Source organism: Thermosulfurimonas dismutans, from assembly GCF_001652585.1.
In the GTDB taxonomy this organism is placed as follows: Bacteria; Desulfobacterota; Thermodesulfobacteria; order Thermodesulfobacteriales; family Thermodesulfobacteriaceae; genus Thermosulfurimonas; species Thermosulfurimonas dismutans.
Genome location: NZ_LWLG01000011.1, coordinates 19,210 through 36,086 on the forward strand (window position 1 = coordinate 19,210; position 16,877 = coordinate 36,086).

The 16,877-nt window shown below is 49.5% G+C and carries 18 protein-coding genes; 13 read left to right on the forward strand and 5 right to left on the reverse strand.

The genetic code is table 11. From position 1 onward, the window contains the following. Positions 1–21: 21 nt before the first annotated feature. A complete protein-coding gene (locus tag TDIS_RS07265; protein ID WP_068670835.1) occupies positions 22–819 on the forward strand; it encodes an NAD(+)/NADH kinase in 798 nt (265 codons plus the stop codon). On the opposite strand, the gene TDIS_RS07270 is transcribed toward TDIS_RS07265, so the two are convergent. Both TDIS_RS07270 and TDIS_RS07275 read right to left on the reverse strand, forming a co-directional pair. After that, the gene (locus TDIS_RS07270; RefSeq protein WP_068670837.1) at positions 816–1,178 is read right to left on the reverse strand and encodes a YtxH domain-containing protein; all 363 of its coding nucleotides are present in this window, start codon (positions 1,176–1,178) and stop codon (positions 816–818) included. The two genes, TDIS_RS07265 and TDIS_RS07270, sit on opposite strands and share 4 nt — an antisense overlap. Before the next feature lie 16 nt (positions 1,179–1,194). Then, positions 1,195–1,794, reverse strand: a complete 600-nt coding sequence (locus TDIS_RS07275; RefSeq protein WP_068670839.1) for a DUF948 domain-containing protein — start codon at positions 1,792–1,794, stop codon at positions 1,195–1,197. A 306-nt stretch (positions 1,795–2,100) separates the two neighbouring features. On the opposite strand from TDIS_RS07275, the gene TDIS_RS07280 reads away from it, so the two are divergent. The 8 genes from TDIS_RS07280 to TDIS_RS07315 all read left to right on the forward strand — a co-directional run bounded on the left by TDIS_RS07280 (position 2,101) and on the right by TDIS_RS07315 (position 10,607). Then, positions 2,101–3,378 carry a DUF1015 domain-containing protein gene (locus TDIS_RS07280; RefSeq protein ID WP_153303803.1) on the forward strand — a complete coding sequence of 426 codons (1,278 nt, stop codon included), beginning with the start codon at positions 2,101–2,103 and terminating at the stop codon, positions 3,376–3,378. Then, on the forward strand, positions 3,369–3,887 hold the full coding sequence (locus TDIS_RS07285) for a hypothetical protein (protein WP_153303804.1): 519 nt from the start codon (positions 3,369–3,371) through the stop codon (positions 3,885–3,887). The genes TDIS_RS07280 and TDIS_RS07285 overlap by 10 nt, the downstream gene beginning before the upstream one ends. Before the next feature lie 42 nt (positions 3,888–3,929). Further along, on the forward strand, positions 3,930–5,258 hold the full coding sequence (locus tag TDIS_RS07290; RefSeq protein WP_068670846.1) for a cytochrome ubiquinol oxidase subunit I: 1,329 nt from the start codon (positions 3,930–3,932) through the stop codon (positions 5,256–5,258). A gap of 12 nt (positions 5,259–5,270) precedes the next feature. Further along, positions 5,271–6,479, forward strand: a complete 1,209-nt coding sequence (locus TDIS_RS07295) for a hypothetical protein (RefSeq protein WP_068670848.1) — start codon at positions 5,271–5,273, stop codon at positions 6,477–6,479. A 66-nt stretch (positions 6,480–6,545) separates the two neighbouring features. Then, a complete protein-coding gene (locus TDIS_RS07300; RefSeq protein WP_068670850.1) occupies positions 6,546–7,517 on the forward strand; it encodes an SDR family NAD(P)-dependent oxidoreductase in 972 nt (323 codons plus the stop codon). Between the two features lie 9 nt (positions 7,518–7,526). Next, a complete protein-coding gene (locus TDIS_RS07305; protein WP_068670852.1) occupies positions 7,527–9,164 on the forward strand; it encodes a 2-oxoacid:acceptor oxidoreductase subunit alpha in 1,638 nt (545 codons plus the stop codon). Positions 9,165–9,168: 4 nt separating this feature from the next. After that, complete coding sequence (locus TDIS_RS07310; protein ID WP_068670854.1) at positions 9,169–10,023, forward strand: thiamine pyrophosphate-dependent enzyme; 855 nt, start codon at positions 9,169–9,171, stop codon at positions 10,021–10,023. A gap of 5 nt (positions 10,024–10,028) precedes the next feature. After that, entirely contained in the window at positions 10,029–10,607 is a 579-nt protein-coding gene (locus tag TDIS_RS07315; protein ID WP_161939499.1) for a class II aldolase/adducin family protein, read from the forward strand. A gap of 58 nt (positions 10,608–10,665) precedes the next feature. On the opposite strand, the gene TDIS_RS11500 is transcribed toward TDIS_RS07315, so the two are convergent. Next, positions 10,666–10,818 carry an RCKP-type rubredoxin-like domain-containing protein gene (locus tag TDIS_RS11500; protein WP_341833155.1) on the reverse strand — a complete coding sequence of 51 codons (153 nt, stop codon included), beginning with the start codon at positions 10,816–10,818 and terminating at the stop codon, positions 10,666–10,668. Between the two features lie 142 nt (positions 10,819–10,960). On the opposite strand from TDIS_RS11500, the gene TDIS_RS07320 reads away from it, so the two are divergent. The 4 genes from TDIS_RS07320 to TDIS_RS07340 all read left to right on the forward strand — a co-directional run bounded on the left by TDIS_RS07320 (position 10,961) and on the right by TDIS_RS07340 (position 14,843). After that, on the forward strand, positions 10,961–12,463 hold the full coding sequence (locus tag TDIS_RS07320; RefSeq protein WP_068670858.1) for a sensor domain-containing diguanylate cyclase: 1,503 nt from the start codon (positions 10,961–10,963) through the stop codon (positions 12,461–12,463). A 3-nt stretch (positions 12,464–12,466) separates the two neighbouring features. Then, a complete protein-coding gene (argJ, locus tag TDIS_RS07325) occupies positions 12,467–13,636 on the forward strand; it encodes a bifunctional glutamate N-acetyltransferase/amino-acid acetyltransferase ArgJ (RefSeq protein WP_068670860.1) in 1,170 nt (389 codons plus the stop codon). Between the two features lie 149 nt (positions 13,637–13,785). Next, a complete protein-coding gene (gene surE, locus TDIS_RS07335) occupies positions 13,786–14,538 on the forward strand; it encodes a 5'/3'-nucleotidase SurE (RefSeq protein ID WP_068670864.1) in 753 nt (250 codons plus the stop codon). Between the two features lie 62 nt (positions 14,539–14,600). After that, the gene (locus TDIS_RS07340; protein WP_068670866.1) at positions 14,601–14,843 is read left to right on the forward strand and encodes an HTH domain-containing protein; all 243 of its coding nucleotides are present in this window, start codon (positions 14,601–14,603) and stop codon (positions 14,841–14,843) included. Here TDIS_RS07340 and TDIS_RS07345 read toward each other — a convergent pair. Both TDIS_RS07345 and carA read right to left on the reverse strand, forming a co-directional pair. After that, on the reverse strand, positions 14,833–15,756 hold the full coding sequence (locus TDIS_RS07345; protein ID WP_068670868.1) for a bifunctional riboflavin kinase/FAD synthetase: 924 nt from the start codon (positions 15,754–15,756) through the stop codon (positions 14,833–14,835). The genes TDIS_RS07340 and TDIS_RS07345 overlap by 11 nt on opposite strands. 8 nt (positions 15,757–15,764) lie before the next feature. After that, positions 15,765–16,859, reverse strand: a complete 1,095-nt coding sequence (gene carA, locus TDIS_RS07350; RefSeq protein ID WP_068670933.1) for a glutamine-hydrolyzing carbamoyl-phosphate synthase small subunit — start codon at positions 16,857–16,859, stop codon at positions 15,765–15,767. Positions 16,860–16,877: the final 18 nt, after the last annotated feature.

Below are 16,877 nucleotides of genomic sequence, written 5' to 3' on the forward strand. Positions count from 1 at the left end.
CTAAAATGTCAACTAGAGGTCATGAAACGCATAATAATTTACCAGAAAGAAGGGCTTGAGATCCCAGAAGCCCTAAAAAAGGCTCTTAGAAAAAGTTTGTTCGAAAAAGGTGTGGAAATAGTTGGGCCGGAGAACCCCGAAGGTGCGGAGGCCATAGTGGTTTTAGGAGGAGATGGGACTTTTCTCCGGGCAACTCCCCTAGCCTATCGCTTAGATCTTCCTCTGCTCGGCATCAATCTAGGAAGGCTAGGGTTTCTCACCGAAGTCTCTATCGAAGAGGCCGAGCTTGCACTTTCAGCCCTGGTGGCCGGGAAACTCCAGATCGAAAAAAGGCTACTTCTCGAAGTGGAACACCAGAGAGAAGTCTTTTACGTCTTAAACGAGGTAGCGGTCCTCAAAGGTCCTCTAGGCCGCATGATCCATCTTTCGGTCTTTGCGCAAGGGGAATATCTCACCACTTACTACGGAGATGGTCTGATCGTGGCCACTCCCACCGGGTCAACCGCCTACAATCTTTCGGCCGGAGGCCCCATCATCCACCCCCAAACCTCGGCCGTAGTCCTGACCCCAGTTTGTCCCTTCATGCTCAGTGCCAGACCTTTGGTTCTACCTTCGGAAATGGAAATCGAGATCGAACTCGCCAGTCCCTCTCCGGAGGTCCACATCTTACTAGATGGAAACCTGAATTTGATACTTGAGCCTCACGAACGATTCAAGATCAAAAAAGCCAAACGGTTCTTAAAACTTTTGACTTCCCCCACCCGGAGCTACTTCGAAATTTTAAGGACCAAACTCGGGTGGGGGGAAATCAAACTCTAGGCGGCCTCTTCTTTTTTGAGCTTAGCCGCAAGCTTTTCCTTTTCCCGGCGCATAGCCTCTTTGCCGGCCTCAATGGCCTCCTCAAGTACCCGTTTTTTCTCCTCCAGGGCCTCAAGGCTCATCTCTTTGATCTCCTCGGTGGCCGTCACTAGCTTTTCTCTAGCCACTTCAGCCCTGGATTTAAGCTCCTCCGCCTTTTCTCTCAGACGCTCTTTGGTTTCCTCAGTAGTGGTCTTTATCTTCTCTCTGATTTCCTCCCCGCTTGCCGGTGCCAAGAGAAGAGCCACACTTGCACCCACCAACCCTCCAAGGAGAAAGGCGAAACCCACCGCTCCCATGGAAAATTTCTTCTCCGCCATACCAATCACCTCCTTGTTAATTTTTCTTTCCGAAACGAAAGATCTTTGAAACCACCCTCACGCCCTCCTTGAGACCGGCCGTGGCTGCCGAAAGTTCAATCACCAAATCCCGAACCTCGCGATTGATAGTCTCTACTGCCAAAGTAGCCGTGGAACTTACTTCTTTGACAGACTTTGAAACGCCTTTTACGGCCTCAAAGAGGTCATCCACCGCCGAAAGCCTTTCGTTCACTCCGGAGAGGATCTTTTCCGCCTCGGCCAGGGTCCTTTCGGCTTGAGAAAGCACCGCCGGCACCTCCCCAGAAAGGCGCCTCTCCAAGGTCTCGGATAGGGCATCCAAACGCTCAAGCCGGGCCTTAACCTCTTCCGAAAGATCCCGGGCGATTTCTATAAAAGAGTCCGAAAGCTCTTTCATGGCCCCTGGTAAAACCGCTATCTCTTCGCTGAGTCTGTTCAGGTGTGCCAAGGTTTCGGAAACCGAAGAAAGGGTGCCCTCGGCCGAAGACACCAGCCTCTGGCCCTCTTCTACCAGTGACTTGACCTTCAAAAGCACAAAGATCAGGACCGTAAGGGCTACAATACCGCCCGCCACCAGCAAACCGTAAAGAGCCGCCATCTCGTTCCTCCTCCGAAAGTTCTCGTCTATTCTCTTCTTAAAGTAAGCACCATCATCTCAATAGCAACCCGAACCGCTCATGAGCGGTTCGGGTTAAAGTTAACGACATCACCAGAGGTTCCGAAGCTTTTGGTTTTAAAGCTTCATTCATTCAACCAAACAGGTTAAAAATTTAGAATTGGGAGTGCTACCGTCCTTCTGTTGAGGACTGAGGTTTGGGAACGAAGCCCCACAAGGAGAGCTAAGAAGAATTGCACAGTTAAGAACAAGTTGACGGGAAAAGATTTTTATAGTAGCGAGTTTGCCATGCCGGAATTCAAACCCTTTTATGGTTGGCGTTATCATCCGGACCGGGTGGACATTTCCCGGGTAGTGGCTCCGCCCTATGATGTAGTCAATGAAGATGAAACCCGTCGTTATTTAAGACAAGATCCTCACAACATCTTCCATCTTGAGCTTGGAGAAGAGCTCCCCGGGGATCACGAGAATGAAAACCGCTACCTGCGGGCCAAAAGGCATCTCGAAAACTGGATAAAGGAAGGCGTGCTCGTCCGGGAGGACCGTCCGGCCTTTTATCTCTATCGGCTACGTTTCACCTATCGAGGGCAAACTTTCACCCGCACAGGATTCATCGGGCTGGTACGTCTTAGTCCCTTCTCCGAGGGTCGAATTCTTCCGCATGAAAAGACCTTTTCCAAGGTAACCGAAGCCCGACTGCAACTCCTCAGGGCCACCGGAGCCCAATTCAGTCAGGTCTTCGCCCTTTATCGGGATCCAGAGAGAAAAACCCTAAAACTTTCCCTTCCTGAAGAGCCCCTCTATCGAGTAGAGGAATCGCCGGGAATCGCACACGAATTCTACGTGATCGAAGACCCGGAGGTCCAGGAAACTCTTTCCCTCCAGCTATCGGAAAAAGTCCTTTACATCGCGGACGGACACCATCGATACACTACAGCCCTTAAATATGCCGAGGAAATGGAGGCCAAATTCAAACCGGATGGCCCTCGCTGTTTCCACTACCTCATGATGTATCTCTGTCCCTTTGAGGATCCCGGTCTCCTAGTTTTACCCACGCACCGCCTCCTTAAGATTGACATCCCGGAAGAAACTGTAAAGAACAAGCTCAAAGACCTTGCGGAAGTCAAAGAAGAGAATCCCTCAGTCCTAGAGAACCCCGGGAGGCCCTCTAAGGGCGAGCTTCTATGGCTGGCTCCAGAAGGAGTCCTTTCGATAGGGATTCGGCCGGAGATTCTTTCGACCTGGGAGAAGGAAACCGGTCTTCCGGAAAGCGAGCTTCCTGCGGCCTGGTGCGCCCGCATCATCGAAATTCTCTGTGGAAAGTCCGAAAAGACCCTCAAGGAAGAAGGCCTCCTTCGATACACTCCCTGGCTTTCCGAAATCAAAAAAGATCTTTCGGCCGGTAATCGGGCCCTCATACTTCCTGAAACGCCGATTTCGGTCCTAGAGAAGGTAGCCACCTCCGGCAAGGTCATGCCTCACAAGTCCACTTATTTCTATCCCAAAATACTTACCGGCTTCGTCATTTTCAAAATCAATCCCGAAGCCGTCCCTCCTTGTCCGTGAAAACCGCTGAAGACCTCTTCCAAGAAAGCTTAACCGCGACCTTAAGCCTCTTTAAAAGGATAAAGCCCAAACTCGAAAGGAACGAAGATTTTAAAGCTCTTTTAGCAGAGCTCATGAAAGGCCTTGAGGAAAGCGAAAGGGCTTATCGAGAAACCGGAGCCTACCTCGTATGCCGAGAATGCGCTCGCCTTTCCCGCCATACTTGTTGCGGACACGACATGGAACTCGAAGTCAGCCGTGAACTCCTCATCGTAAACTTATTCTTAAAAGCAAACCTCCCACAAAAACGAAGTTTTCCTGAAGCCTGTTTTTTTCTAGGTCCTCAAGGATGTACTTTACTCGCCCGCCCCATCCTATGCCGAAACTTTTTCTGCCCCTGGTTCAAAGAAAGACTTCCAATCGAAAAACTTAAATATATCCAAATAAGACAAGAAAAAGAGATTATATCCCTTTTTAAGCTCATAAACCACCTCAAAACTCTTCTTTTTAGGGTTGACCACTCTTATTAAAAATCCTAAAATTTCAAAAGTTATTGCTGGTGGAGGTGGTTTATGTACCCTATTTGGGAAGTACCATATTTTTCGTCAGCTTTAATAATCGGTTTGATCGCTTCTTTTCATATTCTGCCTTCGCATCTGGCAGTGGGAGCCTTCTGGTTTAACGTGTATATAGAACGCAAGGCCTATAGGGAAAAACAGCTAGAACTCTTAGATTTCATCAAGCGCTATACCCTCTTGATCCTAATTTTTTGTTTCGTTTTCGGATCCCTATCTGGAGTGGGTATATGGTATTCGGCTACCGTAGCCAGCCCCCGCGGCATCTCGGCTCTCATTCACAACTATGTTTGGGGTTGGGCCACGGAATGGGTCTTTTTTCTGATCGAAGTGGCCACCATCTATGTCTATTATTACACCTTCGGCAAAGTGGATGAGAAAACCCATCTTCGCATAGGCTACCTTTATGCTTTGGCCGCTTGGATCAGCATGATCATTATCACCGGTATCCTGGCCTTCATGCTTACCCCAGGGAAATGGTTAGAAACCGGAAGGTTCTTTGACGGCTTCTTCAATTCTACCTACTGGCCTCAACTTTTTGCGCGCACCTTCCTCATGTTCGGGATCGCGGCCGTTTACGCCTTGGTAGTGGCAACCACGCTTCAAAACAAGGCTGTACAGTACAAGATCACCAGGTTAGCGGGCCTTTGGGGAATCCTGGGATTCCTTATAGGAGGCCTCATGACCTATTGGTATCTAAAAAAACTGCCCGAGCCCGCACAAGATTTCCTTTTTGGAGGCACCTTGCCTTATCTCAAAACGCTACTTTACGTTTCGGGGATTAGCTGGGTCCTGGCTCTCCTTTACTTCCTCCTTTGTGGAGCCCTGTTTCCTCGAGCCAACACTCTGGCCGGAAGCCTCTTGTTGATGTTGATCCTTTTCTTCGGCATCTTTGCCGGAGAGGGCCTCCGAGAAGGCCTCCGACGGCCTTATATCGTAAACTTTTTTATGTATAGCCATCAGGTAGTGGCCGCAGACCTTCCGGCCAAAGGCATACAGGCCGAAACGGAGCTCCTTTCCGAGGCAGGTTATCTTTCTAGGTTAGGATATCTTCCTCCTGAATTAAGAAAAATCACTCCTGAAAATCAGGTAGAAATAGGACGGATTCTAGTAATACACCAGTGTGCCAACTGCCACGCTCTCAGTGCCAAAGGTCTGCGTAGCCTACCGAAACTCCTCTCTGGAATGGGTATGACAGATCCTGAAGATTTAGCAGGCTTCCTGGAAGGACTCGATGGTTATCCCTATATGCCGCCATTTGTGGGTACGGAAGAGGAGCGGTTGGCGGCTGGGGCCTATCTTTCCACTTTGGTGGAAAATAAGTAAAGGAGGAAGTCTATGGACAGCTTTGCCAATTACATAAATACCTTAAGAGATGTAAGCGGATTACCTTTCTATCCCTGGCTTTTTGACATTCTATTAGTCTTCACCTTCACATGCCACATTCTCTTGGTAAACCTCGTCCTCGGTGGCTCGATCGTTCTCCTCTGGGGAAAACTTTCCGGGAATCCTTATGGAGGAAGACTTTCCAGATCTTTGTCTCGGGTCTTACCCATCTCTCTCTCCTGGGCTATCGTCTTAGGGGTAGCCCCTCTCCTTTTTATTCAGGTCATATATGACCCCTTCTGGTACTTTTCGAGTGTCATTTCTGCTTGGTGGACCCTGGCCTTTCTGGCTTTGATCGCTCTGGCCTTTTCCCTCTTCTATGTTTACTACCTCCGGGGAGGGTACGAGGGACAGGGAAATCCTCTTTGGGTGTTCCTCGCACTGGCGGCTCTATCCACTGTCGCGGTCATTATTCACGCCCTATCACTTCAAGCTGTCCATCCCGAGAGGTGGTCTGAGTGGGTAGTGAAGGGAGGGCGGGTGAATTTCAGCGGAAGTGGCCTTTATGCCTTTGAATTGCCGCGTATTTTACACTTCATTCTAGCCTCTGTAGCCATAATCGGCATATTCCTAATGCTTTATGCCCGTTATTTCAGGGCCCGACCAGATTATCCCTCCGAATATCTGGCGTGGGTAGAACGGACAGGCGCCAGAACGGCTTTCGTTTTCTCTCTGCTGCAGGCCGGCGCGGGCATTTGGTGGTTCCTTACCCTTCCTAGGACCTTTCATTTTTACATTCATCCCCTCTTCCTCATAGGAGCTGGTTTTGGCATAACCCTTATCGTGGTCTTGGCTCTAGCACAGGCCAGACCCTCGGCCTATACCTGGCCCGTTACCATCCTGGCCTTTCTTACGGTCTTTTTCATGAGTTATGCTCGAGAAGCCTTGCGTATGAAATATCTTCATCGTGCGGGTTACTCCTTTGCCGATTATCCCGTCCACCCCAGCTGGTCCTCCACTGCTCTTTTCCTTCTCACGTTCGTTATGGGGCTTGTAATCCTTTTCTATGTAGGGTTGGTGGCCTTTAGGGCCGGACGGGGGCATAAGGAAGTAGGAAGTCATGGACTCGGTAAATTGGCCGTTACCCTTAGTTGTCTCTGGATCGGAATTATGGTGGTTATAGGACTTGTCATCTCTTTCAAGAACGGCGCCCTGCCATAGGTTATATCTGACAAGCCTTCCAAAAAGGCTTATAATAGGCCCATCTAAAAGCTCTAAGGGGGTTTTATGGCTTGGATTCTGGTTACAGGTGCAGCGGGTTTTATTGGCTGGAAGACCTGTGAGTTGCTTCTCGCCGAGGGTCATCAAGTCCTCGGAGTGGACAACCTTAACGACTATTATGACATCCGACTCAAGGTCTGGCGAAGGGATCAGCTTGCATGCCACTCAAACTTCAAGTTCTTCAACCTAGACATCGAAAATTACGGGGCCCTAAAACTCCTCTTTGAGGCCTTTCCTATCGAGGCCGTTATAAACCTGGCGGCCCGGGCCGGGGTGAGAGCCAGCATCGAGGACCCTTGGGTCTACTACCGCACCAATGTAGAAGGCACCCTCAATCTCCTTGAGCTCATGCGCAAGAAGGGCGTAAAAAAGATGGTCTTGGCCTCGACCTCTTCCGTTTACGCCGGATCACCGCTCCCCTACCGGGAAGATCTTCCGGTAAGCCGGCCCCTTTCCCCTTACGCCGCAAGCAAGAAAGCCGCTGAGGTATTGACCTACAGTTATCATCACCTCTATGATCTCGATATCTCTGTTCTTCGTTACTTTACGGTTTATGGCCCGGCAGGTCGGCCGGATATGAGCTACTTCCGCTTCATCAAGTGGATTGACGAGGGCCGTCCGGTTATCGTTTACGGCGACGGCACCCAGGCTCGCGACTTTACTTATGTGGACGATATTGCCCGGGGTACAGTAAAGGCCTTAAAGCCCCTAGGTTACGAGATTATAAATCTCGGGGGAGGGAAAAACCCGGTCTCCATCAACACCCTCATCGAAAAAATCGAAAATCTTCTCGGTAAAAAGGCCCAGGTAGAATACCGGGAATTTCACAATGCGGACATGAAGGTCACCTGGGCCGAGATCGGAAAGGCCAAAGAACTTCTTGATTGGCAACCGGAAGTAGAACTTGACAAAGGTCTTTCTATAACGGTATCCTGGTATTTAGAAAACCGGGATTGGCTAAAAAAGATCCCGGTTTAAGGGGGGAGGGTGGAGGTTTCCGTTCTTTTTGGGGGCCGGGCCGGAGACGGGATTAGGCAATTGGGGCAGCTCTGGGCCCGGATGCTTTCCCGCCGAGGATTTAGGGTCTTCCTCTACGACGACTACCCTTCCCTTATAAGAGGCGGACACAACTTTACCATTGTAAGGTCCTCAACCGAACCCATCCTCGCTCACCGGGAGAAGGTAGATCTTATCGTGGCCCTAAATCAGGAGGCCGTAGAAAAACACGCCTGGCGTCTCCTTTCCGAGGTAGACTTAGTTTTTGATAGTACAGCCGTAAAGGCTCAAGGCTTCGGTGTACCTTGGAAGGAAATAGTTAAGGAATTTTCGGCCCCGCCCATCATGCGGAATACGGCTGCCTTGGCTTCGACGGCCAAGCTTTTCGGAATATCCTTTCAGGAAGTGGAAGAAAGTATCAAAAAAGACCTCCCCAAAAAAACAGAACTTAATCTTTCGGTAGCTCACAGGGCCTATGAACTTACGGAAGGGCATCTGCGGAAACTTTCAAGGCCAGGAAATGATCCCTGGCCCACCCTTTTCGGAAATGAGGCCATTGCCCTGGGAGCAGTTTCTGCAGGGCTTAAACTATATGTAGCCTATCCTATGACCCCTTCCTCTTCCATCCTCCACTATCTTGCCCAGCACGGGGAAAGCCTCGGCGTAACCACTATCCATCCCGAAAACGAGATCGCGACCATTCTCTGTGCCTTGGGTGCGGCCTATGCCGGAAAACCTGCTATGGTTGGGACTTCCGGTGGTGGTTTTGCCCTTATGGTGGAGGCCTTGAGTCTTGCCGGCCAGGCCGAACTTCCCATCGTGATCGCCGAGTGCCAGCGGCCCGGGCCGAGCACCGGGGTGCCCACCTACACCATGCAGGCGGACCTCAATTTCGTGCTTTCGGCGGGACACGGGGAATTTCCTAGGTTGGTAGTGGCTCCTGGAGATGCGGAGGAGGCCTTCTATCTTACGGCCCTTTCCCTGAAGCTTGCCTGGAAGTATCAAATCCCGGCCTTCGTGCTTTCCGATAAACATGTAAGCGAGAGTCTTTTCACCCAGCAACTACCTTTTGACGAGGTCCCGAAAGTGGCCTTCAAGGCTTGGGATGGCCAGGGAGAATACAGACGTTACGAAATTACCGCAGACGGGGTCTCGCCCTTGGCCTTTCCGGGAGACCCCGGGGCCGTGGTCAAGGTCTCCTCTTACGAACACGATCCCTACGGTATTACCACCGAGGAACCCGAGACCATCGCCCGCATGCAAGAAAAAAGACTGAGTAAGGCCAAACTTTTAAAGGAAGAAATAGAATCCCTTTCTCCGGTAAAGATCGAGGGAGAGGGCGAAGTAGGGCTTCTCGTCTGGGGTTCCACCCGCGGGGCCGCCCTTGAGGTCTCCCGCAAACTCGGTCTCAAGTACATTCAGCCTCTGGTACTTGAACCCTTGCCCGAAGAGGCCCTCCGGAAAGCCCTTTCCGGGGTAAAAAGACTCATTGTGGCCGAAACCAACGCCACCGGTCAACTGGCCCGTCTTCTTAAAGCCCGCGGGCTCAGCGTAGACAAGACCATCTTAAAATACGACGGCCGCCCCTTTACAGTGGAGGATCTAGAACGAAGCGTCGCGGGAGTATAAAAAAATGCCCATCACCAAAGAAAAAGATCTTCTAGCCACCTATGCCGAAAACACCTGGTGCCCGGGCTGCGGAAATTTTGGTCTTCTTGCGGCGGTAAAGAAGGTTCTTAAAGAATTCAGGGAAAAAAACGAACTTCACCGCCTGGTGATGGTCTCAGGGATCGGCTGCCACGCAAAGATCGTGGACTACGTACCGGTAAATAGCTTTTATTCTATTCACGGACGGGTGCTCCCGGTGGCCTGGGGTATAAAGCTGGCCCACCCCGAACTCACCGTGATCGGACACGCCGGCGATGGAGACGCTTATGGGGAGGGCCTAGCCCATCTCATCTTTGCCGCCAAGAGAAATACCGACCTCACCTTTATCGTCCACAACAACTCCGTCTATGGGCTTACCACCGGGCAATTTACACCCACAAGCCCCAAGGGGTTTAAGGGCCGCTCCACCCCTAAGGGCAGCCCCGAGACCCCCATCAATCCCATTGAACTTTTGCTTGCCAGCGGAGCCACTTTCGTGGCCCGAGGGTATGTCGGCAAACTCGAACACCTAGCCAATCTCATCCGCGAGGCTATCCGTCACCGGGGTTTTGCCTTTATTGATGTCCTTCAGCCCTGCTACACCTTCTTCAACACTTACGAGTTTTACAACCAGCATGTAAAAGAAATCAGCCCCGAACACGATTCCCGGGACTTCTCAGCCGCTATGGAGCTGGCCCTCAAATGGTCTTACAGTTTTGAAGCCGAAGAGATCCCTATCGGAATTTTCTACCAGACCGAAAAACCGGTTTACGAGGACGCCGTTATTGTCCCGGAAAAGAAGGTTGACCTCGGAGAACACTTCCGGCATTATCACCTCTGATGTCCATGGGAGACACTCATCGACTCCTGGTGCGCTACACCAGGCTTCTGGCTAATACCGGACTAATTTCTGGAAGCGAAGGCAATCTTTCGGTAAAACTTCCAGACCGCATTCTGGTCACGCCCGGAGGCGTAATAAAATCAGAAATCATTCCAGAGGACCTGGCGGAAGTGGAATTTTCCGGAAAAATTATCAGTGGAAAACCCACCTCCGAACTTCCCATGCATCTTGAGATCTATCGACAAGCCCCGGAGGCTGGCGCAGTAGTACACACCCATCCCCCCTACACCCTGGCCTTGAGTCTTGCGGGTTTTGATTTTGGAAAACACTACCTGGCCGAAAGCCAAATCCTTCTACGCAGAATTGCGACCGTCCCTTATTTTCCTCCTGGAAGCCAGGAGCTGGCCGAAGCCGCTGGAGAAGCCATAAAAGAGGGCCGAGTTATCATCCTCGCTCGCCACGGGGCCCTTACGGTGGGCAAAACCCTGGAGGAAGCTGTCAATCTGAGCCTGATTCTGGAAAAGGTTGCCAGGGTTATCTACTTAGCTCTAAACTTAAACCGCAAAATAAAACCGCTAACATAAAGCTTGGGGCCCGCTTGGGCCCCAAGCAAAAGGAGGGAGGCAGGGAGGGGTAAGAAAGTTAAGAACACCTTTTCCGACTACATTTGGATGAAGCCTTAGCCTCACAGCCCTCCTTAACCATGGTTCCGGACTCCCCACACTCGGGACACTTTCTAGGTTTACACCGGCTCTCTTTGGTAGCCCCACACTTGTCGCACTTCCAAACCGCCATCGCTAACCCCCTTTATTTTTGTCTTTAAGTTAATATACTTTCTCTACTTTGTCAAGACTTTAGGAAGGCCCCCAAAAGCCTTTTATTAAATGTCCGAAATGGATATTGACAGGTTTTAGTAACAAGTTAGCCTTTCTAGGCCATGAATACCCTTGAAAAGTTGACCAAAGAAGGAGAAATAGAATTACCCTCTCTTCCCAGTGTAGTTTTAAAGTTACTCGAAGCCGTTAAAAACGACTCTTTCGAGGCCCTAGCTCATCTTATCAAATTTGATCCGGCTCTAGCAACCAAGGTCCTCTCAGTAGCCAATTCTCCTCTTTTTTCGAGGGGAAAAAAAATTGAAAGTCTAGAGACTGCTATTTCTTTGCTAGGCACTGAAATGATCAAGAATATTGCCCTCTCCTTTATTCTTGTCAAAAACTTCCAACGCCAAGAAAAAAACGAATTTGACTTCGAAAATTTTTGGAAAAGGGCTATCACAGCCGCCGTCTCTGCCGAGCTGATGGCCCAAAAACTAAGGCTTGCGGGAGACAAAATTTACCTTTCTGCTCTTCTTATGGATATTGGAATAGTGATTATGTTCTTATGTCGGCCAGATGATTACTTAAAGGTCTTTGATGAAAAAAGAGCAGAGAACCTGTCTACCGTAGAAGCAGAACGGAACATTTTCGGTTTTGACCATCAACAGGTAGGAGCCGAAATAACCTCTGCCTGGGGATTACCTGAGTATTTGCGAGATATGATACTATATCATCACTCTCCCGAAAAAGCCCCTTTAGAGATCCAAAAAGAGATCCAATTAATATCCTTCGCTGACAAAATGGCTGGTATTTATTTTGCTTTTCACGCCTTGGATAAGTATACCTATATTCTACATCATGCCCAAAAATATCTGGCTTTTTCTCCTGAGGAAACAGAGAGCTTAGTAGATGAAGTGGCAGAAAAATCTCAAGAACTCCTTGAGATATTCGATCTACCTGTAAGAGAACTGAAACCTTATTCCCAAATATTAGAAGAGGCAAACAGAGAACTCCAAAAACTAACTTTGAATTATGCGCAGCTTCTACAAAAACTTAAAGAAGAAAAAGCGCGGGCCGAGGCCTTGGCCCAGAAGCTTAAAGAAGCCAACCAAAAGCTCATGGAAATGGCTATAAAGGATGGGCTTACAGGAGTTTTTAATCGGAGGTACTTCCAGGAAAGGCTCGCCGAAGAAGTTAATCGATTCAAACGATACAATGGAAGCCTTTCGGTAATAATTCTAGATATTGATCATTTCAAAAAAATCAATGATACTTATGGACATCTCTTTGGAGACGAGGTCCTAAAAAAAATGGGGGCTATTTTAAAGACCGAAACTAGAGAGTGTGACCTCGTGGCCCGTTATGGAGGTGAGGAATTTGTCATTCTTCTTCCTTCAACGGATCTAAAAGGAGCTACCAGATTAGCCGAACGTCTACGTCAAAAAGTAGAAGAAACAGAATTTTCGTATGGAAACCAAAAGGTGAAAGTGACTATAAGCCTAGGGGTGGCTTCTATCTCTTCCCCTAGTGAAAAGACGGAAAAAGAACTTCTTTCGGTAGCAGACAAAGCCCTTTATTATTCTAAACATAAGGGCCGCAATCGGGTCACAGCGGTAAAGATTTAAGACATGCAAGTTCCTAAAGGGTTTTCCTTTAATGCAGTCGAGGCAGGAATCAAGTACCAGGGACGGCCGGATGTAGGACTGATCTTTTCTGAAAAGCCCTCTTTTTGGAGCGGAGTCTTCACCAAAAATGACGTTAAAGCTGCCCCTGTAATTTTAGGTCTTGAACGCCTCCGAAAACAATCGAAGATTCGGGCCATCTTGGTGAATAGCGGTTGCGCTAACGCCTGTACCGGGGAGGCCGGCCTACGGGACGCCGAAATCGTTCTAACCGAATTGGCAAAGAACTTAAATCTTTCACCAGAGGAAATCCTCCCGGCCTCGACCGGGGTCATCGGAAGCAGACTTCCGGTAAAAAAGATCCTAGCAATCCTCCCGGATTTGGTAGAAGAGTTGTCCCCGGATAGAGCCGCTCTCGTGGCCCGGGCCATGATGACTACGGACACCTTTCCTAAGATCGTTTCCCGAAAAATAAAGACTCAAAATACGGAAATAACACTCCTGGGTCTGGCCAAGGGAGCCGGCATGATTGCTCCCAATATGGCCACCATGCTGGCCTTCATTCTTACCGACGCAAAAATACCCTCCCACAAACTCAGGCAGTGGCTCGCTGAAGCCGTAGAGTTTTCTTTCAACCGTATAACGGTAGATGGTGACACCAGCACTAACGATACCGTTTATCTCCTAGCCAATGGCCTGGCAGGAGAGGTCTCTGGTAAAGAAGAAGAGCTCTTTAAAGAAGCCCTATTCGAAATCTCTCGGGAGCTCGCCTATCTCATTGTAAAGGACGGTGAGGGCGCCACCAAAACCGTGAAGATCCGAGTGGAGGGGGCCCGGAGTGAAGAAGAGGCCTTGAAACTTGCCCGAGCGGCGGCAGACTCGCCTTTGGTCAAGACCGCCTTTTTCGGCGAGGACCCCAATTGGGGAAGGATTATGGTAGCCTTAGGAAAGCTTGGTTTAGGACTTGTTCCAGAAAAAATAAATATATTTATAAATGACATTCCTTTGGTGAAAGGAGGCCTGGCCACCGATAAAGAAGATCTGGCTCAAAAAGAGATGGCCCGGCCGGAGTTCACCGTAAAAATAGAGTTGGGAATGGGAGCGGCGGACGCCGAGATCTTGACTTGTGATCTTTCCAAGGAGTACGTTAAGATCAATGCCGAATACCGAACGTGACAAAACCAATATGGAAACCGGTTTTTGCCTCAAATTTCAGGAAGAGGTCCCTTTGGAAGAGGGATGCCGCCATCCTAGGGACTATTGTCCTCACCGCACGGCCTGTTTCTTATACCTGATCTGGAAGGAAAAGCACCAAGAAAAAAAAGATGAAGATTCTTCTCACCAATGACGATGGCATCTTCGCCGAAGGTCTCTGCGCCCTTTACCGGAGTCTGGCCTTAGATCACGAAGTCGTAGTAGTGGCCCCTGAGGCCGAAAGAAGTGCCGTCGGACACGCCATCACTCTCTCGGATCCTTTGAGAGTCAAAATTGTTCGGCGAGGGAAGGAATTCTGGGGATATGCGGTAAGTGGCACCCCTGCCGATTGTGTCAAGATAGCCTTCTATGAACTGGTTGGGCCCGTGGATCTTGTAATCTCAGGCATAAATCGCGGAGCCAACGTTGGTATCAATGTCCTTTATTCCGGAACGGTTTCTGCGGCTACGGAAGCTACTATCTTGGGTACGCCTGCCTTGGCCGTGTCTCTAGCGGCTTACCAAAACGAAGATTACTGTTTTGCGGCCTATTTCATATCAACTTTAGTGGAAGAGCTTATTCATTGGCCACTGCCCAAAACTTTTTGTCTAAATATCAATGTCCCCAATCTTCCGGCACACCTTATCAAAGGCGTAAAACTTACTAGACAAGGAACTCGCAAGCTCAAAGAAAGGTTTGAAAAACGCGTAGATCCGCATGGAAATATTTATTACTGGCAATGTGGAGAGGAATTTCTAGAAGAAGATCCTTCAACAGATGTCATAGCTATAAAGCAAGGCTTCATTAGCATCACTCCGCTAAATCACGATTTAACAGATTTTTCACTCTTACAAACTCTAGCCAACATTCAAATCTCATACTAACTCTTGACAAGTATAAAGCTCGTTTTATTCTATAACTAAAATCTCCACAAAGGAGGCAAGGCATGGCTAGGAAAAGAGGTAGGCTTTTGACTAAGGAAGATGTAAAGTTCATCTATGAAAATTATGCAAAAATGACTTCCTCAGAAATTGCTGAAAAGCTGGGTATTAGCCGCTTTCAAGTTACTAAAGTAGTAAGCGAACTCAGGAAAAGAGGCGTAGACATCCCCAAAAAAGCTGGCAAACGACGTAATCCCATAGATGAGTTTGTTGAAGAGCTCAAAAAAGAAGGCAAGCTCAAGAAGTAAGAACATCCTTGGCAAGTTTGCAGTCGATCTCAATCTGAGTTTTGAGAGCGGCCGGAGAAGAAAACTTTTTCTCCGGCCGAAGATATCTTATAAACTCTACGCTCAAGTTTTGACCATAAATATCTTCTTGAAATTCAAAGATAAAGACCTCGAGACTCAGGTCTCTTTCATCGAAAGTGGGTTTGAGCCCGATGTTCATCACGCCGTTGAAAGACCGGTCATTCACTTTCACCTTTACGGCATAAACTCCTCGAGCTGGTATCAGTTTCTCAGGCGGAACCTCTAAATTAGCAGTAGGGAACCCTAATTTTCGCCCTCGGCCGTGCCCCTTCACCACCCGGCCGGAAAGCCTGTATGGACGGCCCAGAAGCCTGGAAGCTTTCTGGACCTCCCCTCTACAAAGAAGTTCCCGTATAAGGGAGCTTGAGACCGTAAAGCCATCCACCTCTTTCGGTGGAACTACTCGTACCCGAAAACCATATTTTTCCCCCATGGTTTTTAAGAGCTCCGTATCCCCTTCCCTCCCCTTTCCGAAACGGTAATTAAACCCCACCACCAACCCTTTGATCTTGAGACCGTAAAGCAAATACTCTTCTACGAACTCCTCTGCGGGAAGCTCGGCTAAGGCCTTGCTAAAGGGTATAACTAGCACCGCTTTAAGCCCAAATTCTCTTATAAGGGCCAGACGCTCCTCGAAAGTGGTAAGGAGCTTCAGAGAAGCCTGAGGCCGGAGAACCTTGCGGGGATGAGGTTCAAAGGTCACCACCATGGGGGTGCCTTGCAGTTCATGGGCCAACCTTAAACTCTCGGACAACAAGACCTGGTGCCCCAAATGAACTCCATCAAAGTTTCCCAGGGTAACTACCGGGCTCGGCAGTTCTAGGGGCAGATCCTCAGGAGAATAGATTTCCATCCGAGGCTTTAGCTCGATTTCAGAGTCTCTATGAACCGGTCAAACAGATAGACGGCATCGTGAGGTCCCGGGGCATTTTCAGGATGATATTGCACAGAAAAGGCCGGAATTTCCTTGTGACGGATACCCTCAAGGGTACCGTCGTTGAGATTGATATGGGTAACCTCCACCTCTGGAGGTAGTTCTTCGGCCCGTACGCAGAAACCGTGATTCTGAGAGGTTATCTCAATCTTCCCGGTAGAAAGGTCCTTTACAGGGTGGTTGGCTCCTCGGTGTCCGAATTTGAGCTTATAGGTGGAAGCCCCTAAGGCCTGCCCCAGCATCTGATGTCCTAAACATATCCCAAAAATGGGTTTTCGACCTAGGAGCTGTTTTACCGTTTCCACCACGTACGGCACCGCCGCCGGATCTCCCGGCCCGTTAGAAAGGAATATCCCGTCAGGATCCCGCGCCAGGATTTCCTGCGCCGGGGTGTCCGCCGGAAAGACCACACACTCGCACCCCCGTTCCTCGAAAAGCCTCAGCTGATTGAACTTGAGGCCACAATCCAGAATAGCAATTCTGTAATCCCCAGCCCCCAGAAACTCCGAAACTCCCCATTCAATTTTTCCGTCTGCCCAGCGATAAGGTTGGGGGCAGGTGACCTCCTTCACCAGATCCCTTCCCACAAGCCCCGGACTTTCCTTTACCCTTTCAAGAAACCTCTTGGGATCGAGATCCTCGGTGGTCACTCCGGCCTTCATGGCCCCGAAAAGCCGGAGGTGTCTGGTAAGGGCTCGGGTGTCTATACCGGTTATTCCTAAAACACCATTTTCGGAAAGCCATTCACCCAGAGACTTTTCCGCCCGCCAGTTACTGTAACGGGGCTGATATTCCCGGACCACAAAAGCCTCTACCTGGATCTTCAAGCTCTCCGAATCTTCGGTGTTCACTCCGTAATTCCCAATCAAGGGATAAGTCATGGCCACTATCTGACCCCGATAAGAGGGATCGGTAAGGATCTCCTGATAGCCCGTCATGGCGGTATTGAAAACCATTTCTCCGAAAGCCTCACCAGGACCGGTAAAGGACCAACCCCAGAAATGGGTTCCGTCCTCAAGCATCAGCAGGGCTTTAAGTCT